We start from the raw sequence: 24,144 nt of genomic DNA, 5'->3' as shown, positions 1-24,144 counted from the left end.
AGAGGTGCGCCAGTCCATCCGGTCCAGTTCAGCAGGTGTCGACGTCCGGCAGCTGGGCACCATCGACTACCTGGCCGCCTGGGAGTTGCAGCGCGAGGTGGCCGACGCCCGGGTGGCCGGCGGACAAGACACCCTGCTGTTGCTGGAGCATCCTGCGGTCTACACCGCCGGCAAGCGCACCGAAGCCCACGAACGGCCGTTGGACGGCACTCCCGTCGTCGACACCGATCGCGGGGGCAAGATCACCTGGCACGGACCCGGACAGCTGGTGGGTTATCCGGTGATCGGCTTGGCCGAGCCGCTGGATGTGGTGAATTATGTTCGGCGCCTTGAAGAATCGCTGATCCGGGTGTGTGCCGAACTCGGGGTGGATGCCGGCCGGGTGGACGGCCGCTCCGGGGTGTGGCTGCCTGCCGACGGCCCCCGCCCGGCCCGCAAGATCGCGGCGATCGGCATCCGGGTGGCGCGCGGCACGACACTGCACGGGTTCGCGCTGAACTGCGACTGCGACCTCGGGGCGTATTCCGCGATCGTGCCGTGTGGCATCACCGACGCCGGGGTGACGTCGCTCACGGCCGAGCTGGGCAGGCACGTCGGCGTCGACGAGGTCCGCGCCCGGGTCGCCGAAACGGTGTGTGACGCGCTCGATGGCCGGCTGCCCGTAACATTGACGACGTGAGCGTCACTCCGGAAGGCCGCAAGCTCCTGCGCCTGGAGGTCCGCAATGCCGAGACGCCGATCGAGCGCAAGCCACCGTGGATCAAGACCCGGGCCCGCATGGGCCCGGAGTACACCGCACTGAAAAGCCTGGTCAAGCGCGAGGGTCTGCACACGGTCTGCGAAGAAGCCGGCTGCCCCAACATCTTCGAATGCTGGGAAGACCGGGAGGCGACGTTCCTCATCGGCGGCGAGCAGTGCACCCGGCGCTGCGACTTCTGCCAGATCGACACCGGTAAGCCCGCGGAGCTGGATCGCGACGAGCCACGCCGGGTGGCCGAGAGCGTTCAGGCGATGGGGTTGCGGTACGCGACGGTGACCGGGGTGGCCCGCGACGACCTGCCCGACGGTGGGGCGTGGCTGTACGCCGAGACGGTGCGCGCCATCAAGGAACTCAACCCGGCCACCGGCGTGGAGCTGTTGGCCCCGGACTTCAACGGCGAGCCGGACCTTCTGCGCGAGGTGTTCGATTCGCGTCCAGAGGTGTTCGCGCACAACGTCGAGACGGTGCCGCGGATCTTCAAGAGGATCCGCCCGGCGTTTCGCTATCAGCGCAGCCTCGACGTGCTGGCCGCGGCGCGGGCCTTCGGACTCGTGACCAAGAGCAACCTGATCCTCGGCATGGGCGAGACCATCGACGAGGTACACACCGCGCTGGCCGATCTCCACGGTGCGGGGTGCGACATCGTCACCATCACCCAGTACCTGCGCCCGTCGGTGCGTCATCACCCGGTGGAGCGCTGGGTCAAGCCCGAGGAGTTCGTCGAGCTGGCCGCCTACGCCGAAGGGCTGGGATTCGCCGGGGTGCTGTCCGGGCCGCTGGTGCGCTCGTCCTACCGTGCGGGCCGGCTGTATCAGCAGGCCGCGGCGGCGCACAAGCTCACCCGGTGACCCCGGCGTCACGCTGATCGCCGGCCCGTATTCTTGGTAGTTATGGCGAAAACCCGCACCGCTGCCCAGAACAAGGCAGCCAAGGCCGAGGCGAAGGCTGCCAGCAAGGCCGCTGCCAAGCAGCGCCGCAGCCAGCTCTGGCAGGCATTCCAGATGCAGCGCAAGGAAGACAAGCGGCTGCTCCCCTACATGATCGGCGCGTTCGTGCTGATCGTGGCCGCTGCCGTGGTGGGCGGGGTGCTGGTCGGCGGGTTCACCATGTACATGCTGATCCCGCTGGGTGTGGTGCTGGGCGCGCTGGTGGCGTTCATCATCTTCGGCAGGCGCGCGCAGAAGTCGGTGTTCACCAAGGCCGAGGGACAGACCGGTGCGGCGGCCTGGGCACTGGACAACCTGCGAGGCAAGTGGCGGGTGACCCCGGGTGTGGCGGCCACCGGACATTTCGACGCGGTGCACCGGGTGATCGGACGGCCCGGCGTGATCTTCGTCGCCGAGGGTTCCCCGGCGCGGGTGCGTCCGCTGCTGGCCCAGGAGAAGAAGCGCACCGCACGACTCGTCGGTGAGATCCCGATTTACGACGTGATCGTCGGCAACGGCGAGGGCGAGGTGCCGCTGTCCAAGCTGGAGCGGCACCTGACCAAGCTGCCCGCCAACATCACCGTGAAGCAGATGGACGCACTCGAATCCAAGCTCGGCGCACTGGGCAGCCGGATGGGTCCGGCGGCGATGCCGAAGGGGCCGCTGCCCGCGCAGGCGAAAATGAAAGGCGTGCAACGCACCGTTCGTCGGCGCTGACAACCGTTTCGGGGGGACGTTATCTGTACTGCTTGTGATTGGGCGCCGCATTTCAGTGCCTTGACCACCGGCGTCTTGACGCGGCGCACAGCATTGCGAGCGGCCGCGGTGACGGCCGTCGCCACCGCCGCGGCCTGCACGAAACCGCCCGCGGCGGTGGGCAGCACGAAGGCCGACGTGGTGTTCCGCAACGGCCGGATCTACACGGTCTCACCCGCCCAGCCGTGGGCACAGGCGGTGGCCGTCACCGGGAACACCATCTCTTACGTCGGCGACGACACGGGTGCGGCGGCGCAGACCGGACCGGACACGCGCGTCGTCGACCTCAAGGGCGAGCTGCTGCTGCCAGGTTTCGTGGAAGGTCACATCCATCCGTTCCTCGGCGCGTTCCTGACCAGCGGGGTCGACCTGCAGGTGCCCACCGGCGCGGACGCGTTGGTCGCGATCGCCGCCTACGCCAAAGAGCATCCGGACGGCCCGGTGCGTGGATTCGGTTGGCGCGTCGACATGTTCGGCCCCCATGGGCCGACCCGCCAGGAGCTGGACACGGTACTGCCCGACCGGCCCGGTTTCTTCTTCGCGATCGACGGCCACAGCATGTGGGCCAACAGCAAGGCGCTGGAGATCGCGGGCGTCACCCGCGACACCCCGGATCCGATCCCGGGCTTCAGTCTGTACGTCCGCGACGAGCACGGTGAGCCGACCGGTTACGTGCTCGAGGTCGAGGCGGTGCTGGGCCTGGTCAATGCCGTCGACCCGATCTCGGCGCACTCGATGCAGACCCTGCTGGAGACGTGGCTGCCCAAGGCGTCGGCGGCCGGCATCACGACGGTGTTCGATGCGGGCGTACCGCCGGTTGGTGACGACCAGGGCGCACTGATCGCGCTGTATACCGATCTGGAGCAGCGGGGCAAGCTGCCGTTCCGGGTGGCCGCCTCGTACAGCGTGAAGTCCGCACCCGTCGACGACGCGGTGGCGAAGGTCACCGATATCCGCAACCGGATCTCGACCGAACTGGTCACTGTCGGCGTCGTGAAGATCATCGGCGACGGGACGCAGGGCGGCTACACCGCCTGGCTGCTCGAGCCGTATGCGGACAAGCCGGACTCGATCGGCGCCTCGCCGTTCACCGACGAACAGTGGCATCAGTTGGTGCGCGAGGTCGACGCGGCCGGGTTCGACGTGCACGTCCACGCGTGCGGTGAGCGCACGGCGCGGGTCGCGCTGGATTCCATCGAGGCGGCGATCGCGACGAATCCGCCCCGCGATCGCAGGCACACGATCGCCCACCTGGTCTATGTGGAGGATCCCGACAGTTCGAGGTTCGGCAAACTCGGTGTGACAGCGCAGTTTTCGGCGAATTGGATGTCGTCCGATCCCGACACCGTGCAGAACATGGCCGCGCGGTACGGCAGGCCACGCCAGGACCTGTTCTATCGCACGCAGGACGTCCTGCGCTCGGGTGGCCGGATCTCGCTGGGCACCGACTGGCCGGCGGCCGGGTACTTCTCCACCTACAAGCCGCTGGATTCCATCCAGATCGGAGTGACTCGTCAGCTGATCGGGCAGTCGGACGCGCCCGTGCTCGCGCCCGCCGATCAGCGACTCAGCGTCGCCGAGGCCGTGCACGCCAACACCATGGGTGCCGCTTACCAGATCCGGATGGACGCCAAGGTCGGCTCCGTCGAGGTCGGCAAGCAGGCCGATCTGATCGTGTTGGACACCAACATCTTCGAGATCGACCCGCACGACATCCACCGCGCGACCATCACGATGACGATGATGAACGGTCAAGTCCGCCACCAGGTTTAGGCGGCGATCACCTGCAACAGGCGGCCGTTTAGATACGTCTCGGCCTCGGTCATCGGCATCTTTGGCGTACCAGGCATCGGTGGCGCGACCGAATGGTAGTGCGCACCGGTCGGCGTGATGAATTCCGCTGCGTGCGTGCCGTTCTCGTCAACCCTGGTGACAGGGTGCCAGCCCGCGGCCTCTTTCGCGTAGTTGCACGCTTCGCACAGGCCCTGCCCGTTGTCCGCACTGGTGTCACCGCCACGCCGATACGGTGTCGCATGGTCACGGTGGCGAATGGGCGCGTCGCAGTATGGGGTTCGGCACCGTCGGTCCCGCAGCTCGATGAAGTCGGCCAAACCTTTGGGGAACAGTCGCGACCGCGACTCCAGCGCCACCAACGCGCCGCTGGCCGGTGTGGCGTAGAGCCGCCGCAGAGTGGCGCGTGACCGCGGATCGCTCACCGCGTCGAAGACCATCTTCTGGGCCACCGCCGAGGGAACCGACCCGTAGCCGGCGATCACCGCCGCGCCCTGCTCGGCCCCCAGCAGCGCCTGATCGGAGATCACCACGTTGACCGCCACCGGCACCGCCTCATCGGCCGGCCGGCCAGTCACCCGCTCGACCACCGTGTCCGCCATGACCTGACCGCGCGACCGCCCGTCACAGCAGACATCGGCTTCTCGTTTGAGGGCGGCGTACACCGACACCCCCTGCGCCATCGGCAAGAGGGCGGTTACATAGGTCATCGTGTCCGGCGCCGGCCGGATCGTCACCGTGCGTTCCTCCACCGCCTTGGCCGCCCGGTCGACGACCGCGTGCGGGTCCAGCCGGTAGGCGATCGCCTTGGCGTCGGCGGTCAGCGCCGCGTCTCCGACACCCTCCAATGTGGCGATGTCAGAACACAATTCCGCATCCAGCCGACGCCGGTCCTCGACATCCAGACAGGCCGACTCGCGCACCACCAGGGTGGCCCGCCATTCCGACAACACCCCACACTCGAGAGCGGCCAGCGTATGCGGCATTTCGTATACCAGCGCCTTGGCGAAGCCCAGATGGCGGCCACCCTTGCCCGGCGAGTCCCGCCGGGCCAACGCCACCTCCGCGGCCAGGCCACGCCCCCGCTTCGCGGCGGGAACCCCGGCCGCCGCCTCCGCCGAGCGCCGCGATGCATCGAGCGCGGCGGTCAGCCGGGCCTGCGCCGCGGCGGCGGCGGATTTCAACCGCTCAAGCTCCGCGATGCGCTCGACCAGCGCCGATTCCCCGGCTTCGAGGTCGATCTCCAGCAATTCTTCGAACATACGTTCGATAGTATCACCGGCGGACGACAGCCGTCGCGGTGAACTTGTCCTGCAGGCCGCGGCCGTCGGCGTCGGTGAACAGCCCGGGAATCACCAGGGACAGCAGCACCCCGCGCACGATCGCCCGCCCGATGCCGACGTGCTGGCGGTTGTCCACCGAAATCACCATCAAGCCGAGCGCGTACTGCCCCGGCGTGAACCCGAACAAGCGCACCGAGAGCACGCCGAGCACGAACCAGATCCCCAAAACCGCCGTCGACAATGTGGCGACACTGACGATGCCAAGCGACATCCCGAGCGCGGCGAGCCCGTAGGCAATCAGCCAGTCGATCAGCAGCCCCAGAAAGCGCCGGCCCATCCGCGCCAGCGAACGCGGGCCGGATTCCGGCAGGCCCAGGGCCTGGCCGGGCCACCCCGACTCGTCACCGGGCGTCACCGGTTCCGGTCCGGACAGCCAAGATCCAATCTCGCGCGCCATCGTCCTAGGATATGCGTGGCTGCGGCAACGCCCCGATCCGCTCCATGAGGCCCGACGCGTAACGTCGGCGCAACATGAGCTTGACGGGAGTGCAACATCAGATCCATAGCGTCAGCCGCGGGTTAACAAACCCCTGTGCCGAGACCTGCGCTAAACCGGCTGCATCGAAGGAGTTAGTAAGTGGCAGAAAAGAACGCTGACGACCTGTTCAAGCTGATCAAGGACGAGAAAGTCGAGTACGTCGACATCCGCTTCTGCGATCTGCCGGGCGTGGTCCAGCACTTCTCCATCCCCGCCTCCGCGTTCGACGAGAGCGTGTTCGAGGACGGCCTTGCGTTCGACGGTTCGTCGGTGCGCGGCTTCCAGTCCATCCACGAGTCCGACATGATGCTGTTGCCGGATCCCGACACCGCGCGTATCGACCCCTTCCGGGCCGCCAAGACGCTGAACCTGAACTTCTTCGTGCACGACCCGTTCACCCGCGAGGCCTACTCGCGCGACCCGCGCAACGTCGCCCGCAAGGCCGAGAACTACCTCGCCAGCACCGGCATCGCCGACACCGCCTACTTCGGCGCCGAGGCCGAGTTCTACATCTTCGACTCGGTGTCGTTCGACTCGAAGATCAACGGCACCTTCTACGAGGTCGACTCCGAGTCGGGCTGGTGGAACACCGGCGAGCCCTTCGAGGCCGACGGCTCGGCCAACCGGGGCTACAAGGTCCGCCCCAAGGGTGGCTACTTCCCCGTCGCCCCGTACGACCACTACGTCGACCTGCGCGACGAGATGGCCACCAACCTGCAGAACGCCGGCTTCACGCTGGAGCGCGGTCACCACGAGGTGGGCACCGCCGGCCAGGCCGAGATCAACTACAAGTTCAACACCCTGCTGGCCGCTGCCGATGATGTGCTGCTGTTCAAATACATCATCAAGAACACCGCGTGGGCGAACGGCAAGACCGTCACCTTCATGCCGAAGCCGCTCTTCGGCGACAACGGCTCGGGCATGCACGCCCACCAGTCGCTGTGGAAGGACGGCAAGCCGCTGTTCCACGACGAGGCCGGCTACGCGGGTCTGTCGGATATCGCCCGCCACTACATCGGCGGCATCCTGCACCACGCGCCGTCGCTGCTGGCGTTCACCAACGCGACGGTGAACTCCTACAAGCGTCTGGTGCCCGGCTACGAGGCCCCGATCAACCTGGTGTACAGCCAGCGCAACCGGAGTGCGTGCGTCCGTATCCCGATCACCGGCAACAACCCGAAGGCCAAGCGTCTCGAATTCCGTTGCCCGGACAGCTCGGGCAACCCGTACCTGGCCTTCTCGGCGATGCTGATGGCCGGTATCGACGGCATCAAGAAGAAGATCGAGCCGTTGACCCCGGTCGACAAGGACCTCTACGAGCTGCCGCCGGACGAGGCCGCCGCGATCCCGCAGGCGCCCACGTCGCTGTCGGCCGTCATCGACAAGCTCGAAGAGGACCACGAATACCTCACCGAGGGTGGCGTGTTCACCGAGGATCTGATCGAGACCTACATCTCCTACAAGCGTGAGAATGAGATCCTGCCCGTGCAGATCCGTCCTCACCCGTACGAGTTCTCGCTCTACTACGACGTCTAAGTCGTCTGACGAAACCACCCGTGTCGCGCTCCTCGCGCGCACGGGTGGTTTTGTCTGTCAGCACCAGTTGCGTTGGCAGCCAGCCATATTCAGTGCGTCTTGACCTTCGGCGGCGGTGGAGGTGGCGCTGGCGGCGGCGGTGGCGCGGTAGGCGCGTGCATTGTCGGGGGTGGCGGCGGAACGGCGGCCACCGTAGCCGGTGGCCGTGGGGACAGCGGGACGTCGACGGGTGGCGTGAAGTGATGCCGCAGTGTCGCGATCGACAGGCCGACGACGACGGCGGCGAACGCCAGCATCACGATGCCTCGAATTGACGTGCGCCGCTTCATCCTGGCGACGGTGTACCCCCGCACAGTGCGGAACCCTAATCGCCGTCGACGTCAACCGACCGGGCCGCAAGCACCTTCACAGGCATTCCAAGGCCTTTCCGCAGCGAGTGCTCTTGCTTACGATGGCGACGTGCACAGCACCTGGATCGGCCCCGACGGTGAGCTCGCGGTGGCCGGCGCCTTCGGTGACGTCGCCATGCATCACCACCCCGCGGTGCAGGTCGGTGTCGGTCTGGACGGACCGCTCGAACTGACCACGGCCGACGGCGTGATTCGCAACTGCCGTGCGGTCGTCATCGCCAGCGGTACCCGCCACGCGCTCGGCTGCGCGGACGGCGTGACACCGATGTCGCTGTACCTGCGACCCGAGACCGCACCCGGCGCCGCGATCAACGCACGCGCGGCGGGCGGGGTGTGGATTGCCGACGACGACCTATCCGATTGCATCGCAACAGTTTTCGCCGATCAGGGCCTCGAGGGAGCCGCGCGTCGACTGATCGGTGAACTGATCGCCGACACCCCGCCACAACCCGGCCATCCACAACTGAAGCAGGCCGTCGACCTGGTTCGGGCCGACCCGGCCAATCCTGCCGACATCGTCACGATCGCCCGAGCGGTAGCGCTGTCCCCCGATTATCTCGGTCGGCTGTTCAAGAAGCAGACCGGTACGTCGTTCTCGGCCACCACCCGGTGGATTCGACTCCTCGCGGGCATGGAGTACCTGAATCACGGCGGGTCGGTGACCGACGCCGCCCACTCGGCCGGATTCACCGACGGCGCCCACGCCAATCGTGCCTGCTGGGAGATGTTGGGCGGCTCGCCCCGAGACCTGGCCCGCGCCCTGTCCGAATAGAACGGATCTGTACAAGCGCATCCGAGCCGCCACACGACAAGCTGGGTCCATGTCGGTGATGTCGAGAGTCGAACGAGCATTCTGCTGCGGAGCGCTGTGGCGTACCAGCACGGGAACGACGGTGCGGTCGTTGCCCACCGAGGTACTGGGACGCGACGTCCTCGAAATCGGCTCCGGGAGTGGAGCTGTGGCCGAACAGCTGGCATGCGAACACCCGAACGCCTCCGTGACGGCGACCGACTTGGACCCCGTGATGGTCGCGGCCGCCACCGACCGGTTGCGCGGCGTGCCGAACGCCGCGGTCCATCTGGCCGACGCCACCGCGTTGCCGTTTCCCGATGCCTCCTTCGACTCCGTGGTGAGCTGCCTGATGTTGCACCACGTGATCGATTGGGAGACGACGGTGCGTGAAGCGACCCGGGTGCTGCGGCCCGGCGGGGTGTTCGTCGGCTACGACCTCGTCCGCACGCCCCTGGCCACGGCGATCCATCGCGTCGACCGGTCGCCGTTCCGGTTGTTCGCCCCCGACGAGTTCAAAGCGCACTGCGCCGACGGCGGACTCGATCTGGACGCCAGAACCGTACTGCGGGGCCATGTCCTGCGGTTCGAAGTGCGAGCGGCGGCATGACCGTGCGCCAGCCCGACCAGCCGAAAGCTCCAACCCTCACAGGTCGGCTATCCGGACCGCAGTCCGAATAGTAGGGTGGTCACCATGACGCAGAGACTTGACGCTCGCCTCGACCGCAATGCACCTGCCGCCCTCAGCGTGTTCCGGATCTTCTTCGGACTGCTGTTCGGATTCGAGGGACTCTCGAAGATCTTCAGCTGGCCCGCGCCGATCGGCGAACAGGCCGGAATCACCACCGGCTCCTGGCCCTACTGGTATGCCGGCGTCCTGGAAATCGTTCTGGGCGCTCTCATCACCGTGGGACTGTTCACCCGCATCGCGGCCTTCATCGCCTGCGGCCAGATGGCCGTCGCCTACTTCACCCAGCACATCGAGAAGAGCTTCTGGCCCGTCGTCAACGGCGGCGAGCTTGCGGTCGCGCTGTGCTTCGGGTTCCTGCTGCTGGTGTTCACCGGCGGCGGCGCCTACGCGCTGGATGCCGCCCGCGGTAAACGCTAGGCGTCCAGCGCCAAGTCCTTGCGGAACCGTCGCATTCCGTCGATCTTGTCGGCGAGTGATGCATCCGGCCCGGAGTAGAACATCCACGGCATCGTCACGATGCCGGTGATGCCTGCCGCGGCGGCCTTCTCGTAGTGCGGGATCGTGAACGCATCGGTCAGCGGTGTCAGGATCTCGTAACCGTCCATCGTCAAACCGTTTTCGGCCCGCAGCTCCCGTAGCTTCTCGACCCGCAGGATCGCCTGGTCGAGGCTGATCAGGTCGCCGATCCAGCCGTCGAGGCGCGCCGCCCGCCGCAGCGCGATATCGGACAGTCCCCCGCTGTAGACCGGAATGTGCGGTGGCGTCGGCATCATCTCCAAGCGAGGGGTCTGATAGAACTCGCCGTCGAATTCCGTCCACCCGGGCTGCCACAGCGCCCGCATCAGTTCGATCATCTCGTCGGTGCGCTTGCCACGCTTGGCGAACTGCTGACCCATCAGCGTGAACTCTTCTTCGCACCAGCCCACCCCGATCCCGAGTTCCACCCGGCCGCCCGCCAGGTATGCCGCGGTGCCAATGGATTTGGCCGCCGAATACGGATCGCGCATCCCGGGGATGTACACCGTCGTCACGAACTTGATCTGTTGCGTTGCCTGGGCCAGCGCGCCGACCAGCACCCACGGGTCCGGCCAATCGGTGAACGGCTGCCAGCGCCGCTGACCGTCCTTGGTGTACGGGTACGGGGTGGCCAGCGTTTCCAGGTTCACCACGTGGTCGGGAATGCCAAGCCCCTCATAGCCGAGCTCGTCGGCGGCCTTGGCGATTTCGACGATTTCACTCGTCTCCAGAAACGCGACGCTGACGTAGAACTTCAACTTCACTCTGTGTCCCTCGCCCACGCCGGCATGATGAAAACCCCTTCTGCTTCGACAGTCGTTCCCTGTGCGTCGCCGAGAAACCCGCGCGCATACGTCTTGAAACCTTCGGTCCGCTCCACCCACGCCTCGCCCCGCAGCGGCCCGAGCGGCGTGCCGCGCAGGTACTTCAGCGTGATCGTGCCGGTGAACTTGGGCTTGCTCAGCTGCCGCGTGGCGACCTCACCTAGCAGCTGGTCGAGCAGCAGCGCGCAGATACCGCCGTGCACCAGGCCGGGCGGGCCCTCGTAGACCGGGCCGAGGGTGAACTCCGTCCACACCCGGCCCTCTTCGTGGTGGGTGTTCATCGGCGGTGCCAGCGGATTGTGCCGCCCGACAGCGGGATTGCGCCACACCACCGGCAGGCCGGTCTCCTCGTGGCGCAGCACCCGCGGCCGATCGCTGGGCGTTCGCTCGAGCATCTCGGTGACCTCGTCGATGGTCTGCTGAGCCGCCATGATCGTGTCCGCGTCGGCTCCGCTGTGGATGCTGGCCTCGATGAGCTTGCGCAATGATTCGGCCAGCGGCTCGTGCAGCGCGCCGATCCGGTCGTGCTCGTCAGCGCTGATGACGCCGAATTCGAAATCCATCGCGCCTAGCCTCCGAACACCTTGAGCACCACGGCTTTCGCGCGCCGGGTGACCCGCAGATAGTTGTCCAAGAATTCCGAGCCGTCGTCGCTGTGCCAGCCCGCCGCCACCGCGACAGCGTTGAGCTGACGCCCCGGGCCCGGCAGCTGGTCGGTCGGCTTGCCACGCACCAACACCAGCGCATTGCGCGCACTGGTCGCCGTCAGCCACGCCTGCCGCAACAAATCGACGTCGTCTTCGGCCAGTAGTTCGGCAGCTCCGATCGCGTCCAACGTGTCCAGCGTCGACGTGTTGTGCAGCGCGGGAATCTGGTGGGCGTAACGCAACTGGAGCAGCTGCACAGTCCATTCGACGTCGGCGAGCCCGCCGCGGCCGAGCTTGGTGTGTGTGTTCGGGTCGGCGCCGCGGGGCAGCCGCTCGGCATCGACCCTGGCCTTGATCCGCCGGATCTCCTGGACGGCCTCGGCGGACACCCCGCCTGCCGGGTAGCGCGTCTTGTCCGCCATCAGCAGGAAGCGATGACCAAGATCCATGTCACCGGCCACCCGATGGGCGCGCAGCAGCGCCTGAATCTCCCACGGCTGCGCCCACTGCGTGTAGTACGCCTCGTATGACGCCAGCGTGCGCACCAGCGGACCCTGTCGGCCCTCCGGTCGCAGATTGGCATCGACCTCCAAAGGCGGGTCCGCACTGGGTGTTCCGAGCAGCGTGCGCACCTGTTCGGCCACCGTCACCGACCACTTCACGGCGCGGGACTCCTCCACGCCGGGATTCGCCTCGCAGACGAACATGACATCGGCGTCCGAGCCATAACCCAGCTCTCCACCACCGAGCCGGCCCATGCCGATCACCGCGAACGTCGCGGGCACCACACCGTCGGCAGGGGTGTTGGCACGGATCACCGCATCCAGTGCCGACTGCAGCACCGCCACCCACACCGACGTCAGCGCGCTACAGACGTCACGCACTTCGAGCAGGCCCAAGAGATCCGCCGACGCCACCCGGGCCAACTCCCGGCGGCGCAGCGTTCGTGCGGCCGCGATCGCGCGCACCGGGTCGGCGTGGCGTGCGGTCGAGGCGATCAGCGCACGAGACACCGCGTCGGGATCGGTATCGCACAGCTTGGGCCCGGCCGGGCCGTCGGCGTATTGCTGGATGACCTCCGGTGCCCGCATCAACAGCTCGGGCACATAGGCCGAGGTACCCAGCACCTGCATCAGTCGTTTGGCGACCGCACCTTCGTCGCGCAAAGTGCTGAGGTACCAACGCTGTTCGCTCAATGCCTCACTGATCCGCCGGTACGCGAGCAGACCGCTGTCCGGGTCGGGCGTATCCGACAGCCAGTCCAGCAGCCGGGGCAACAGCACCGACTGGACCCGCCCGCGGCGCCCGCTCAGATTGACCAGCGCGCTCAGATGCGTCAGTGCGCTCTGCGGGCCCTCGTACCCCAGCGCAGCCAGCTGCCGTTCGGCCGCGGCCGGCGTCAGTCCCGGCGTGAGCCCGACGGACGGACCGACCGATTCGAGCAGCGGTTGGTAGAAAAGCTTGGCGTGCAACCGCGATACGCGCAGGTTCTGCCGCTTGATCTCCTCGCGCAATACGCCCAGCGAGTCGTGGGTGCCGTCGGGACGCATGTGCGCCGCACGGGCCAGCCAGCGCAGGCCTTCCTCATCCTCGGCGGGCGGCAGCATGTGAGTTCGCTTGAGCCGCTGCAGCTGCAGCCGGTGCTCGAGCAACCGCAGGAACTCATACGACGCGGTCAGGTTGGCCGCGTCGTCGCGTCCTACATAGCCACCGGCCGCCAGGGCGGCCAGCGCGTCGACCGTCGAGGCCACGTGCAGTGACTCGTCGGTCCGGCCGTGCACCAATTGCAGGAGCTGGACCGCGAATTCGACGTCACGCAGTCCGCCCGTCCCGAGCTTGATCTCGCGGTCGCGCACATCGGCGGGTACCAGCGCCTCCACCCGGCGGCGCATGGCCTGCACCTCGGGCACGAAATCCTCACGCTCACAAGCGGTCCACACCATCGGCATGAGCGCCGCGATGTACTGCTGCCCGAGCTCGGCATCGCCGACGGCGGGCCTGGCCTTCAGCAGCGCCTGGAATTCCCACGTCTTGGCCCACCGCTGGTAGTAGGCGATATGCGAGTCCAGGGTGCGCACCAGGGCGCCCTGCTTGCCTTCCGGGCGCAGCGCGGCGTCAACTTCGAAGAACGTGTCCGACGCCAGCCGCATCATCTCCCCGGCCACCCGGGTGGTCACCGAGTCGGCGTCCTCCCCGACAAAGATGACGTCGACGTCGCTGACGTAATTCAGTTCCCGCGCACCGCATTTACCCATCGCGATGACCGCGAGGCGGGGTGGCGGACTGCCTTCCTTGCACACGTTCGCGACGGCGGCCTTGAGCGCGGAGTCCAGCGCCGCGTCGGCGATATCCGACAGGTGCTCGCCGATCGTGGAGAACGCGGGCACCGGTTCGTTCTCCACCGTCGGCGCCAGATCGAGGCCGGCCAGGACCAACAGGTGGTCGCGGTAGAGCGTGCGCAGCCGCGGCATGATCGCGGCTGGGACGGTGCCGAATTCGGCGATGCAGTCGTCGAACGACCGGCGCAGCGCGGCGGGATTCGGCAGCGTCACCGCACCCTCGAGCAGGTGCCATGACTGCGGGTTGGCCACCAGATGATCACCCAGCGCCAGCGACGATCCGATCACCGCGAACAGCCGGCCGCGCAGGCCGCGATCCTTGAGCAGAGCGGAATTCAGCTGCGGCCAGTCACCGCCGAGTGCGTCGGCGAGCCTGCTCATCGTCTGCAGCGCCACGTCGGCGTCCGGCGCCCGCGACAACGACCACAGCAGTTCGACGTGTGAGTCGGTGTCCCAGCCCAGTCGAGTCAGGTCAGCGGCTGCGGACGGCTCGACCAGACCAAGCCGGCCCACGCTGGGAACGCGTGGGCGCTGCGTCGCTGGTTTGGCCACGTGCACGACGGTAGCGCACGGTAATCAGAGTGAGAGGTACGCCTTCAACTCGTACGGCGTGACGTTGCTGCGGTACTCCTCCCACTCCGCGCGCTTGTTGCGCAGGAAGTAGTCGAAGACGTGCTCGCCCAGTGCCTCGGCGACCAGTTCGGAGCTCTCCATCTCCTGCAGCGCCATGCCGAGGCTGGACGGCAGCTCCTTATAGCCCATCGCGCGGCGCTCCTCGGGAGTCAGCGTCCACACGTTGTCCTCGGCCTGCGGGCCCAGCACATAGTTCTTCTCGATGCCGCGCAGCCCGGCGGCCAGCAGCACCGCGAACGCCAGGTACGGGTTGCATGCCGAATCGGGGCTGCGCACCTCAATGCGCCGCGAGGACGCCTTGCGCGGGGTGTACATCGGCACGCGCACCAGCGCCGAGCGGTTGGACGCTCCCCACGAGGCCGCCGTCGGCGCTTCGCCGCCGTGCACCAGCCGCTTGTAGGAGTTCACCCACTGATTGGTGACCGCGCTGATCTCGCTGGCGTGCTCGAGAATGCCCGCGATGAACGACTTCGCGACGTCGGAAAGCTGCAGCGGATCGTCGGGGCTGTGGAACGCGTTGGTCTCGCCCTCGAACAGGCTCATGTGGGTGTGCATGGCCGAGCCGGGATATTCGGCGAACGGCTTGGGCATGAACGATGCCCGCACGCCTTCGGCCAGCGCGACTTCCTTGACGACGTAGCGGAACGTCATCACGTTGTCGGCCATCGACAGCGCGTCGGCATACCGCAGGTCGATCTCCTGCTGACCGGGCGCACCCTCGTGATGGCTGAACTCGACCGAGATGCCCATCTGCTCCAGCGCGTCGATGGCGTGGCGGCGGAAGTTGGGCGCCGAATCGTGCACGGCCTGATCGAAGTAGCCGCCATTGTCGGCGGGTACCGGCACCGAGCCGTCATACGGGCCGGGCTCCAGCAGGAAGAACTCGATCTCGGGGTGCACATAGCAGGAGAAGCCGAGGTCGCTGGCCTTGGCCAGCTGACGGCGCAGCACGTGGCGGCTGTCCGCCCACGACGGCGACCCGTCGGGCATCGTGATGTCGCAGAACATCCGCGCCGAGTGGTGCTGGCCGCCGCTCGTGGTCCACGGAAGCACCTGGAACGTCGAGGGATCCGGGCGCGCGACGGTGTCGGATTCGAAGACCCGCGCGAAGCCCTCGATCGAGGATCCGTCGAAACCGATCCCCTCTTCGAAGGCGCCTTCGAGCTCCGCGGGAGCGATCGCGACCGACTTCAGGTAGCCGAGCACGTCGGTGAACCACAACCGGACGAATCGGATATCCCGTTCCTCCAGCGTGCGCAGCACGAATTCCTTCTGGCGGTCCATGACGCGAGCGTATGCAGCGGGTGTTAATTCCGTGTTACGCAGGCGGTAAGAGCCGCATCACCAGGCCAATTGGCGGCATTCGTGGATACTGAGCCGATGAGGGCGGTCATTCCCATACTTCTCATCGCCGCCATCGTCATCATCGCCATGGCGATCTACATCCAGCAACTCCGCAAGACCCTGCGCGGCGTGAAGGATCCCCTGGTATTTCTTTCAGGACGCGAGCGCCGGGCATATGCCCGTGAGTTGCTCGCACGGGAGCGGGACCGCTACGAGACCGAGCGCCAGGAACGACTGAACGACATCATCTTCAACCGAGGAACGGAAGAGACGTGAAGGGTCGAATCATCGCCATCGGCGCCGGCGCGGCGGCGCTCATCGTGGGTGGAATCATCTTGAGCGGCTGCACCACCCAGGTGGGGGCGGGCACCACTGCCGTCAAGGTGGACGACTACTTCCTGATTCCCACCGACCCGAAGGTGGAGGGCTGCATCAGCCCGGAAACCTCGGAGTTCAACCCCCCGGGCGGGTTCAAGGTCTATCTCTATCCGTCGCGCCAGATCTCCTGGGACGCCCTCGACCGGCCCGACGCGGAAGCCCCCGCCACACTTGTGGTCTCCAACGCCTCGGCCCCGGCCGAGCTCAAGGTCCCGGTCTCGGTCACCTTCGACCTGACCAGCGACTGCGACAAGCTCAAAGAGTTCCACCGCGAATTCGGCACGAAGTACTCCGGCTGGCTCAACAACGACGGAACCGTCAGTGAGGGCTGGGTGAGTCTGCTGCGTTATGTGGTGGGCCAGCCTCTGGAGAACACCTTGGTGTCGGTGGCCCAGAAGTACACGTGGCGGCAGATCTGGAACGACGAGGCCGTGCGGGTGGAGTTTCAGAACGCCCTGCGCGAAACCCTGCCGCAAGCCACTCGAGCCCGCACCAACGGCCAGGAGTACTTCTCCAACTTCGCGGTGACGGTGATGAAGCCCGATCCGGTGGACCCGGGCCTCAAGGAGGCCATCGTCGCCGAGCAGCAGGCCATCGCCCAGGCGAATGCGGCGCGGGCCAAAGGCGTTGCCGACGCCGAAGCCGCGAAGGCCAAGGCTGACGCGGACGTGGTGGCCGCGAAAGCCCAAACCGAGCTGGCCCAACAGCAGGCGTTGCAGAAGCGAGCCGAGATCGCCGGATATCCCTCTGCCGACGATTACTTGAGGGCCAAGGCCATCGAGGCCGGCCAGAATCCGTATCAGCCCACGTATGTGGTTCCGCAGGGCGGCCGCTGAGTCAGCAGGTCAGGTTGCCGGGCACGATCTGGTCGACGAAGTACTTCACGATCGTCGAGTCGATGCATTCGTTGCCGTTGAACACCGCGGTGTGTTGGGTGCCGTCGAACGTGATCAGCGGCGCGTTCAGTTCCCGGGCGAGGTTGACGCCCGCCTCGTAAGGCGTGGCGGGGTCGTGCGTCGTGGACACCACGACGACGCTGCCCGGCGGGGCCGGGCTCGCCGGATGCGGCGTCGAGGTCGGCGGCACCGGCCAGAACGCGCACAGATCGCGCGGCGCGAATCCGGTGAACTGGCCGTAGGCCTGGAAGGGCGCCAATTCGCGGGTACGCCGGTCGATGTCGGCCCACACCGCCGGATCGGTGGGTGTCGGGCTGTCGACACAGCGGACGGCGTTGAACGCGTCTTGGCCGTTGCTGTAATGCCCGTAGGGATCACGGCCGTCGTACTCGTCGGCGAGCATCAGCAGATCGCCGGCATCGGTCTGGCGTTGCAGCCCAAGCAGACCGCTGGTGAGGAACTTCCAGTACTGCGGTGTGTAGAGCGCGTTGAACGTTCCGGTGAGGGCGTCTTGATAACCGAGGCCGCGCGGATCCGACGTCGGGCCGGGCTTGGCCACCAGCGGATCGACCAGCTGGTGGTAGCGGTTGACCCACTGTGCGGGGTCGGTACCCAGCGGGCAGCCCGCCGACTTCGCGCAGTCGGCGGCGTAGTCGTTGAACACCACCTGGAAGCCGGTCATCTGCTGGATGATCGAGTCGACGGTGTCCTGCGCGGGATCGATCGCGCCGTCGAGCACCATCGTGCGCACCCGGTCGGGGAACTTCTCCAGATACGCGGTGCCGATCTCGGTGCCGTAGCTGAACCCGAGATAGCTGATCGTGTCGTCGCCCAGTACCTGGCGGACGGTGTCCATATCCTTTGCGACCGAAGCGGTTCCGACTCCGGCGAGGAACGCCGCCCCCATCTTGTCGGCGCATTCCTTGGCGTAGTCGCTGTTGATCTTCTCGATGGCGGCCACACCGGCGGGGCTGTAGTCGACCAGCGGGTTGCGCCGGTAGGCGTCGAACTCGGCGTCGGTGCGGCAGCGCACCGATGGCGTCGAATAGCCGACCCCCCGCGGGTCGAATCCGACGATGTCGAAGTGCTCGGCCATCGGGCTGCCGGCCAGCGCGTAGCCCATGCCCGCGGCGGAGTCGACCGCCGAAGCGCCGGGCCCGCCGGGGTTCACGAACAGGGCGCCGATCCGCTGGCCGGTGGCCGGGATCTTGATGACGGCCAACTGTGCTTGCGGCCCAGTGGGATCCGCGTCGCTGATCGGTACCGGCACCGTTGTGCACTGCGCGGTGGGGATGTCACGCGCGTTGTCACCGAGGAACTTCTGACAGCTCCCCCACATGACCTGCGGCGCCGACGTCTGCCCGGCCCCGCCGTTGCCGGTGGCCGCGGCCGACGGGGCCGTGACTCCGGCCGTCAGCACAGTACAGAAGAAGAGCACCGAGCCGATCCGACTCGCGCGTCCCATGCCCGCCATCGTCGCATGGGGACGCGCTGGGTGCGGCGGCGAGGCGGTCACACTCCGATCTCAGATGTCAGCGAAATCGGTAACAATTGTTGACGCCCGCGTAGAAGCGTTGTGGCCCCGCAGGTTTCGCGTCAGCAGGTGGCGCCGGGCGGAGGCAGCTTCAAATCGACGAGGTAGGCCGCCGCGTAGTTGTCCACGCACGTGTTGCCCTGGAACACGACGGTGTGCTGCGTTCCCTTGAACGTCAGCAGCGCGCCGCCGAGCTGCTTGGCCAGGTCCACACCCGCCTGATACGGCGTCGCCGGGTCATTGGTCGTGGACACCACCAGCACCGGCGGCAGCCCGCTGACATTGACCGCGTGCGGCGTGCTGGTCGGCGGCACCGGCCAGAACGCACACGTGCTCAATGGGGCGTGCCCGGTGAAGTCGCCGTAGCTCATGAACGGCGCGACCTCACGCATCTTCTTGTCTTCGGCGATCACCTTGTCGCGGTCGGTGATCGGCGGCTGGTCGACACAGTTGACCGCGATGCGCGCGTCGGTCGCGTTGGTGTAGTGCCCCTGCGCGTCCCGGCGCATGTACATATCGGCCAGCGCCAGCATGGTGTCGCCGCGGCCGTTGGTCATCTCGGTCAGGCCCTGCGTCAGATGCCGCCACAGGTTCGGCGAATACAGCGCCATGATCGTGCCGATGATCGCGTCGCTGTAGCCGAGGCCTCGCGGATCCTGGGTCGGCAGCGGCTTGTCGACCAGCGGGTCGACCAGATCGCGGTAGACGTCGACGGACTTGGCCGGGTCGGTACCCAGCGGGCAGCTGGGGTCCTTCGCGCAGTCGGCGGCATAGTCGTTGAACGCCTGCTGGAATGCCGCGGCCTGATCGATGTCGGCCTGGATGGGATCGGCGTTGGGATCGACGGCGCCGTCGAGGATCATGGCGCGCACCTTGTCGGGGAACGCCTCGGCGTAGGCCGAGCCGATCCGGGTGCCGTACGAGTAGCCGAGGTAGGTCAGCTTGTCGTCGCCGACGGCGGCGCGCAGGGCGTCCAAATCCTTGGCGACACTTGCGGTGCCGACGTTGGCCAGGAAGTCCTTGCCCATCTTGTCGACGCAGCGCTGGACGAAGGCCTTGGTTTCACCCTCGATGTGCTGGACACCCTCGGGGCTGTAATCCACCTGGGGGTCGGCCCGCAGCCGGTCGTTGTCGGCATCGGAGTTGCACCACAGCGCCGGGGTCGAGGAACCCACTCCGCGTGGGTCGAAGCCCACCATGTCGAAGCGCTGCCGGACCGTGCTGGGCAGGTTCTCGACGATGCTGGCGGCGGCTTCGATGCCCGACTCGCCCGGACCGCCCGGGTTGATGATCAGCGAGCCGATCTTCTGGCCGGTGGCCGGAAAGCGGATCAGCGCGAGGACCGCGACGGGCCCGTCCGGCTTCGCGTAGTCGACGGGCACGGCGATCTTGCCGCACTGCGCGCCTGCCGGAATCGGCAACGAATTGCCCCCGCCGCCACCGGCAACCCGGCACGGACCCCACTGCACCGGTTGCCCGATCTGCGGTCCGGCGATCACGGCCGATCCCCCCACGACGGTGCTGCAGCCTGCGCTCGCGACGAGTGCGGCCACGGCGGGGAGCACCAGGGCGGTGCGGACAGCGCGTGGTCGGTGGAAGAGCCTCATGGCAAACATGCTGCCATGTCGCGCCGGGGTGCCCGACACACCGACCCGCCGGGGGTGCCTATTTGGTGGCGTCGAGCAGTTCCTTCATCCCGACCGCGAAATCGTCGGCCAGATCCCACAGGTCGGGAATCAGCTCCGGGCAACCGATCAGGCCGACGTCGAGTTTGCCGTTCAGCGACATCACCGTGATGTTGAGACCCGAGCCGTGGAAGATCGGCCCGAGCGGGTACATCGCGGTCACTTCGGCGCCCAGGAAGTACAGCGGGATCTGCGGGCCGGGCACATTCGAGATCACCAGGTTGTGCACTGGCCGGGCCTCGGTCAGTTTGGTCCGCGCGTAGACCCGCATCGCCACCCCGAAGATCGCGGGACCGGCGAACTGACTCCAGTCCTGCAGCAAGGTGGCCCCGATCGCCGCGCTGTGTTCCTTGGCGGTGTTGTTGGCCGCGGCGATGGCCTTGATGCGTTCGGCCGGATCCTCGATCTGGGTCTCCAGCTTGGAGAACATGCCCGACACTTGGTTGCGGCCGGGGCGGTCCGAGCGGTCGTGTACCGACACCGGAACCATGGCCACCAGTGACGATTCGGGCAGTTCGTCGCGGTCGAGCAGGTACTGCCGCAGCACCCCGGCGACCAGCGCCATCACCACATCGTTGACCTTCACCCCGAAGTGGTTCTTGACCGTCTTGATGTCCTCGAGGTCCAGCTCGGCGAACGCGACGTTGCGGTGCGCGGTGATGCTCGCGTTGAACTTGGTCTGCGGCGCCGCGAACGGGGCGGCCATCGCCCGTCCGCCGACCGCGCGCTGAACGGTGTCGACGACGGTGCTGACAGTCGACGGAATCACCTTGGTAGCCAGGTGCAGGGGCCGGGTGACGAAGTTGCCCAGCCCGCCCAGCGCGATCCGCAGCTGGTTGGTGGCGCCGTACTCGTCCTCGACCGGGTCCGGCGGCGGCGCATCGGGTTCGGTGCTGCACAGCTGCGACATCAGGTTCGCGCCCGTCACCCCGTCGACCGCCGCATGGTGGACCTTCGTGAGCACGGCCAGCCGTCCGCCGTTGCGGGCGTCGGTGCCGCCGACACCCTCTATCACCCAGGTCTCCCACAGCGGGTGACGACGATCGAGTGGCAGCGAGGCCAGGTGCCCGCAGATCTCGCCGAGCTCGGCGCGGCCGCCCGGGGCGGGCAGCCCGATGCGGTGCAGGTGACGGTCGATGTCGAAGTGCTCGTCCTCGACCCACACAGGATGGTCGAGGTTGAGGAAGCTGTTCGCGAGCCGCTCGCGGAAGCTCGGGATGGCCTTCACCCGCAACGCGAGCTCGTCCCGCAGCCGGTCGAAGGTGTAGCCACCCGGGATCGTGGAGGCGTCGAGCTCCAGAATCGAGCACACATGCAGTGGCTGGGACGGGGTTTCGAGATAGAGGAAGCTCGCGTCGAGTCCGCTGAGTCGCTGCAGGTGTTGAACCATGCGGCCGATGGTATGTCGGCCCACCTGTCGCGGGTGTGAGAAAGTCCACTTCAGGAGTTCGTTCACCTTTGCCACGCGCGGTGGCACACTTGAACGCGTCAGACGAACCCGGGGACCCGGATGGGCCTCGAGGATCGACAGAGACGAAATCTAGGGACAAAGATGTCTGAACAGACTGTCTATGGCGGCGCTAGCGTGCCCGCAGTTTCGCGCACCAAAGTTCGCACCCACCACCTGCTGAAGTGGAAGTCCGAAGGCCACAAGTGGGCCATGCTCACGGTCTACGACTACTCCACCGCCCGGGCCTTCGACGAGGCCGGGATTCCGGTTCTCCTGGTCGGTGACTCCGCCGCCAACGTCGTATACGGCTACGACACCACCGTGCCGATCTCGGTCGACGAGCTCATCCCCCTTGTTCGCGGTGTGGTCCGCGGCGCCGAGCACGCACTGGTCGTGGCCGACCTCCCGTTCGGTAGCTACGAGGAGAGCCCGCGCCAGGCTTTGGCGACGGCGACCCGGTTCATGAAGGAGACCGGTGCGCACGCGGTCAAGCTCGAGGGCGGCGAGCGGGTCGCCGAGCAGATCGCCACGCTGAGCGCCGCGGGCATTCCCGTGGTCGCCCACATCGGCTTCACCCCGCAGAGTGTCAACGGGCTCGGCGGTTTCCGGGTCCAGGGCCGCGGTGACGCCGCCGAGCAGACCATCCACGACGCGATCGCCGTCCAAGAAGCCGGCGCCATCGCGGTGGTGATGGAGATGGTGCCCGCCGAGCTGGCCACTCAGATCACCGGCAAGCTCACGATTCCGACCATCGGCATCGGCGCCGGGCCCAATTGCGATGCCCAAGTGCTGGTCTGGCAGGACATGGCCGGACTCACCAGCGGCAAGACCGCCAAGTTTGTCAAGCGCTTCGGTGATGTCGGCGGCGAATTGCGCCGTGCGGCAATGCAATACGCCGAAGAGGTGGCGACCGGCGCGTTCCCGGCCGAGGAGCACAGCTTCTAGCTGAACTCCGCCGCGCGCTTGTTCAAGAACGCGTCGATACCCTCGCGGCCATCCGCACTGTCGGCGCACGCCGCGATCAGCCGGCCCTCGAGTTCCATCTGCTCCTCGAGCCCGCTGCCGAACGTGGCCAGCATGAGCTTCTTGACGGCTCCGCTGGAACCCTTTGCCGCAGAAGCGATCTGCTCGGCCAATGCCTGAGCCCTCGCTTCCAGCTCCGGGGCCGGCACGACCTCGTTGACCAATCCCCAGTCCGCCGCCTCGGCCGCCTTCAGGGTCCGGTTGGTCAGCATCAGTTCCTGAGTCCGGCGCACCCCGATGATCCGCGGCAGGAAGTACGAGGAGCTGCCGTCGGGGCTCAGCCCGGCCTTGGTGTAGGCCATGGTGAACGACGCGGCGTCGGCGGCCAGCACCAGATCTCCGGCAATCGCCAGGCTGAAACCGGCGCCCGCGGCCACCCCGTTGACGGCGGTGATCAGCACCGCATCCATCCGGGCCAGCGTCGAGATGGCCCGGTGCAGGTCGTCGGCGATGCCCTTGACGAAGCGGCCCGGCCCCAGCGGCGAGGCCGCCATCGCCTTGAGGTCGCCACCGGCGCAGAAGAACCGGCCGGCCCCGGTGAGCACGACGGCCTTGACGTCCGGAACATCGCAGCGGGCCGCGACCTGCGCGAGTTCGGCGGTCATCACGTCGTTCATGCCGTTGGCGGCATCGGGCCGGTCCAGCACGATCCGCACGATCGGGCCGGACTGCTCGAAGGACAGGGTCTGGTAGTCGCTCACGGCCGGAACGTTAGCAATGCCAGCCCAGGATCCGGAGGGCGGCATCGGCTATTACTGTTGGCGTCTCGGGAGTGCACTCCTCGTTGTCGGAGCGGCGGTTGATCACCGACTCCACGAGGCGGAACGGGAGGTCGTCAGCCTCGGCGATCCCGTCGCGCTCGGCGATCACCTGAGCCGCCAGCTGACGGTAGCGCCGGCGCAACTCCTCACGGTTGGCCCGGAACTGCGCGAACCGCTCGACCCGCAGCTCGGGCAGCAGGTACAGCGCGCCGAGGTTCCAGCGACTCGTGCACAGCTGCGAGCAGTCCGCGACCACCAGGGCGTGCAGTCGCTCACCTGCCGAACCGCCCTGCACGAGCAGCTCGCCGGCCAGCCGCAGGGCCTCGTCGACCGTGCCGGCCAGCAGGGCATCGAGGATGTCGTCCTTGGTGGCGAAGTGGTGATACAGCGAGGCCTGCCGCATACCCACCGCGTCGGCGATCCGCCGCGTCGACGTGCCCGCGTAGCCGATCGTGGTGAACAGCTCAGCGGCGGCGTCGAGGATCTCCTCGCGTGCGGTGTTTCCCGGGCGCCGGGATTGTTCGAGCCGGGGACGGCCCCGCCCCTCATGGCCCGCGCTGCGCATAGGCCATTGAAGCACCCGCCTAATACCTGTCATTTGATCGAAATGCAGTCAATCCACTCGTTACATCG

23 protein-coding genes are annotated in these 24,144 nt (G+C 67.3%); 11 read left to right on the top strand and 12 right to left on the bottom strand.

Going from position 1 to position 24,144, the window contains the following annotated elements:
• The first annotated feature begins 4 nt into the window (after positions 1–4).
• Genes lipB through EV580_RS17180 form a run of 4 tightly spaced genes read left to right on the top strand, consistent with a single transcriptional unit; the run spans position 5 to position 4,215 of the window.
• Complete coding sequence (gene lipB, locus EV580_RS17195; protein ID WP_133692422.1) at positions 5–679, top strand: lipoyl(octanoyl) transferase LipB; 675 nt, start codon at positions 5–7, stop codon at positions 677–679.
• Positions 676–1,608: a lipoyl synthase gene (gene lipA / locus EV580_RS17190; protein WP_133692421.1), complete on the top strand. Its 933-nt coding sequence runs from the start codon at positions 676–678 to the stop codon at positions 1,606–1,608. Before lipB ends, lipA begins: the two co-directional genes overlap by 4 nt.
• Positions 1,609–1,650: 42 nt before the next feature.
• On the top strand, positions 1,651–2,403 hold the full coding sequence (locus tag EV580_RS17185) for a DUF4191 domain-containing protein (protein WP_133692420.1): 753 nt from the start codon (positions 1,651–1,653) through the stop codon (positions 2,401–2,403).
• 21 nt (positions 2,404–2,424) lie between these two features.
• Positions 2,425–4,215, top strand: a complete 1,791-nt coding sequence (locus EV580_RS17180) for an amidohydrolase (protein ID WP_133692419.1) — start codon at positions 2,425–2,427, stop codon at positions 4,213–4,215.
• Here EV580_RS17180 and EV580_RS17175 read toward each other — a convergent pair.
• Positions 4,212–5,495, bottom strand: coding sequence for an HNH endonuclease (locus tag EV580_RS17175; protein ID WP_133692418.1), 1,284 nt, complete (start codon positions 5,493–5,495; stop codon positions 4,212–4,214). The genes EV580_RS17180 and EV580_RS17175 overlap by 4 nt on opposite strands.
• Before the next feature lie 13 nt (positions 5,496–5,508).
• Positions 5,509–5,973, bottom strand: a complete 465-nt coding sequence (locus EV580_RS17170) for an RDD family protein (RefSeq protein WP_133692417.1) — start codon at positions 5,971–5,973, stop codon at positions 5,509–5,511.
• Positions 5,974–6,153: 180 nt separating this feature from the next.
• Between EV580_RS17170 and glnA (EV580_RS17165) the strand changes: the two genes are divergently transcribed.
• A complete protein-coding gene (gene glnA / locus EV580_RS17165; protein ID WP_133692416.1) occupies positions 6,154–7,590 on the top strand; it encodes a type I glutamate--ammonia ligase in 1,437 nt (478 codons plus the stop codon).
• A gap of 89 nt (positions 7,591–7,679) precedes the next feature.
• Here the strand turns inward: glnA (EV580_RS17165) and EV580_RS34075 are convergent, their stop codons facing one another.
• Positions 7,680–7,943, bottom strand: a complete 264-nt coding sequence (locus tag EV580_RS34075) for a hypothetical protein (RefSeq protein WP_183518289.1) — start codon at positions 7,941–7,943, stop codon at positions 7,680–7,682.
• A gap of 106 nt (positions 7,944–8,049) precedes the next feature.
• Here EV580_RS34075 and EV580_RS17155 point away from each other — a divergent pair, with 106 nt between their 5' ends.
• The 3 genes from EV580_RS17155 (at position 8,050) to EV580_RS17145 (ending at position 9,898) form a co-directional block, all read left to right on the top strand.
• Complete coding sequence (locus tag EV580_RS17155) at positions 8,050–8,772, top strand: helix-turn-helix domain-containing protein (protein WP_166654757.1); 723 nt, start codon at positions 8,050–8,052, stop codon at positions 8,770–8,772.
• 49 nt (positions 8,773–8,821) lie between these two features.
• Positions 8,822–9,400, top strand: a complete 579-nt coding sequence (locus EV580_RS17150; protein ID WP_133692414.1) for a class I SAM-dependent methyltransferase — start codon at positions 8,822–8,824, stop codon at positions 9,398–9,400.
• A gap of 84 nt (positions 9,401–9,484) precedes the next feature.
• Positions 9,485–9,898: a DoxX family protein gene (locus EV580_RS17145; RefSeq protein ID WP_133692413.1), complete on the top strand. Its 414-nt coding sequence runs from the start codon at positions 9,485–9,487 to the stop codon at positions 9,896–9,898.
• On the opposite strand, the gene EV580_RS17140 is transcribed toward EV580_RS17145, so the two are convergent.
• Genes EV580_RS17140 through glnA (EV580_RS17125) form a run of 4 tightly spaced genes read right to left on the bottom strand, consistent with a single transcriptional unit; the run spans position 9,895 to position 15,724 of the window.
• The gene (locus EV580_RS17140) at positions 9,895–10,755 is read right to left on the bottom strand and encodes a TIGR03619 family F420-dependent LLM class oxidoreductase (protein ID WP_133693105.1); all 861 of its coding nucleotides are present in this window, start codon (positions 10,753–10,755) and stop codon (positions 9,895–9,897) included. The two genes, EV580_RS17145 and EV580_RS17140, sit on opposite strands and share 4 nt — an antisense overlap.
• Before the next feature lie 2 nt (positions 10,756–10,757).
• Complete coding sequence (locus EV580_RS17135; RefSeq protein ID WP_133692412.1) at positions 10,758–11,384, bottom strand: PaaI family thioesterase; 627 nt, start codon at positions 11,382–11,384, stop codon at positions 10,758–10,760.
• Between the two features lie 5 nt (positions 11,385–11,389).
• Positions 11,390–14,365, bottom strand: coding sequence for a bifunctional [glutamine synthetase] adenylyltransferase/[glutamine synthetase]-adenylyl-L-tyrosine phosphorylase (locus tag EV580_RS17130; protein WP_166654756.1), 2,976 nt, complete (start codon positions 14,363–14,365; stop codon positions 11,390–11,392).
• An 18-nt stretch (positions 14,366–14,383) separates the two neighbouring features.
• A complete protein-coding gene (gene glnA, locus EV580_RS17125) occupies positions 14,384–15,724 on the bottom strand; it encodes a type I glutamate--ammonia ligase (RefSeq protein WP_133692410.1) in 1,341 nt (446 codons plus the stop codon).
• Between the two features lie 96 nt (positions 15,725–15,820).
• Here glnA (EV580_RS17125) and EV580_RS17120 point away from each other — a divergent pair, with 96 nt between their 5' ends.
• Positions 15,821–16,060: a hypothetical protein gene (locus tag EV580_RS17120; RefSeq protein ID WP_133692409.1), complete on the top strand. Its 240-nt coding sequence runs from the start codon at positions 15,821–15,823 to the stop codon at positions 16,058–16,060.
• Positions 16,057–16,998, top strand: coding sequence for an SPFH domain-containing protein (locus EV580_RS17115; RefSeq protein ID WP_133692408.1), 942 nt, complete (start codon positions 16,057–16,059; stop codon positions 16,996–16,998). The genes EV580_RS17120 and EV580_RS17115 overlap by 4 nt, the downstream gene beginning before the upstream one ends.
• A 1-nt stretch (position 16,999) precedes the next feature.
• Here EV580_RS17115 and EV580_RS17110 read toward each other — a convergent pair whose 3' ends face one another.
• From EV580_RS17110 to EV580_RS17100, 3 genes are all read right to left on the bottom strand, one after another.
• A complete protein-coding gene (locus tag EV580_RS17110) occupies positions 17,000–18,532 on the bottom strand; it encodes an alpha/beta hydrolase (RefSeq protein ID WP_166654794.1) in 1,533 nt (510 codons plus the stop codon).
• Between the two features lie 122 nt (positions 18,533–18,654).
• Positions 18,655–20,199 carry an alpha/beta hydrolase gene (locus EV580_RS17105; protein WP_133692406.1) on the bottom strand — a complete coding sequence of 515 codons (1,545 nt, stop codon included), beginning with the start codon at positions 20,197–20,199 and terminating at the stop codon, positions 18,655–18,657.
• Positions 20,200–20,257: 58 nt separating this feature from the next.
• Entirely contained in the window at positions 20,258–21,655 is a 1,398-nt protein-coding gene (locus EV580_RS17100) for a WS/DGAT/MGAT family O-acyltransferase (protein WP_133693104.1), read from the bottom strand.
• 174 nt (positions 21,656–21,829) lie between these two features.
• Here EV580_RS17100 and panB point away from each other — a divergent pair, with 174 nt between their 5' ends.
• A complete protein-coding gene (panB, locus tag EV580_RS17095) occupies positions 21,830–22,672 on the top strand; it encodes a 3-methyl-2-oxobutanoate hydroxymethyltransferase (protein ID WP_133692405.1) in 843 nt (280 codons plus the stop codon).
• Here panB and EV580_RS17090 read toward each other — a convergent pair.
• Together EV580_RS17090 and EV580_RS17085 are read right to left on the bottom strand one after the other, a co-directional pair.
• On the bottom strand, positions 22,669–23,451 hold the full coding sequence (locus tag EV580_RS17090) for an enoyl-CoA hydratase/isomerase family protein (RefSeq protein WP_166654755.1): 783 nt from the start codon (positions 23,449–23,451) through the stop codon (positions 22,669–22,671). The two genes, panB and EV580_RS17090, sit on opposite strands and share 4 nt — an antisense overlap.
• Before the next feature lie 10 nt (positions 23,452–23,461).
• Positions 23,462–24,076: a TetR/AcrR family transcriptional regulator gene (locus EV580_RS17085; RefSeq protein WP_133693103.1), complete on the bottom strand. Its 615-nt coding sequence runs from the start codon at positions 24,074–24,076 to the stop codon at positions 23,462–23,464.
• Positions 24,077–24,144 lie beyond the last annotated feature (68 nt).

The organism is Mycobacterium sp. BK086 (assembly GCA_004362315.1).
Taxonomy (GTDB): domain Bacteria; phylum Actinomycetota; class Actinomycetes; order Mycobacteriales; family Mycobacteriaceae; genus Mycobacterium.
This window is presented reverse-complemented; position numbering and strand designations above follow the sequence as displayed.

Coding starts and splice junctions, on each gene's coding strand:
- EV580_RS17170 (WP_133692417.1), bottom strand. CDS start 5,973: ATGGCGCGCGAGATTGGATCTTGGCTGTCCGGACCGGAACCGGTGACG.
- EV580_RS17085 (WP_133693103.1), bottom strand. CDS start 24,076: ATGCGCAGCGCGGGCCATGAGGGGCGGGGCCGTCCCCGGCTCGAACAA.
- panB (WP_133692405.1), top strand. CDS start 21,830: ATGTCTGAACAGACTGTCTATGGCGGCGCTAGCGTGCCCGCAGTTTCG.
- EV580_RS17110 (WP_166654794.1), bottom strand. CDS start 18,532: ATGGCGGGCATGGGACGCGCGAGTCGGATCGGCTCGGTGCTCTTCTTC.
- EV580_RS17185 (WP_133692420.1), top strand. CDS start 1,651: ATGGCGAAAACCCGCACCGCTGCCCAGAACAAGGCAGCCAAGGCCGAG.
- glnA (WP_133692410.1), bottom strand. CDS start 15,724: ATGGACCGCCAGAAGGAATTCGTGCTGCGCACGCTGGAGGAACGGGAT.
- EV580_RS17175 (WP_133692418.1), bottom strand. CDS start 5,495: ATGTTCGAAGAATTGCTGGAGATCGACCTCGAAGCCGGGGAATCGGCG.
- EV580_RS17120 (WP_133692409.1), top strand. CDS start 15,821: ATGAGGGCGGTCATTCCCATACTTCTCATCGCCGCCATCGTCATCATC.
- EV580_RS17105 (WP_133692406.1), bottom strand. CDS start 20,199: ATGAGGCTCTTCCACCGACCACGCGCTGTCCGCACCGCCCTGGTGCTC.
- EV580_RS17150 (WP_133692414.1), top strand. CDS start 8,822: ATGTCGGTGATGTCGAGAGTCGAACGAGCATTCTGCTGCGGAGCGCTG.
- EV580_RS17135 (WP_133692412.1), bottom strand. CDS start 11,384: ATGGATTTCGAATTCGGCGTCATCAGCGCTGACGAGCACGACCGGATC.
- EV580_RS17145 (WP_133692413.1), top strand. CDS start 9,485: ATGACGCAGAGACTTGACGCTCGCCTCGACCGCAATGCACCTGCCGCC.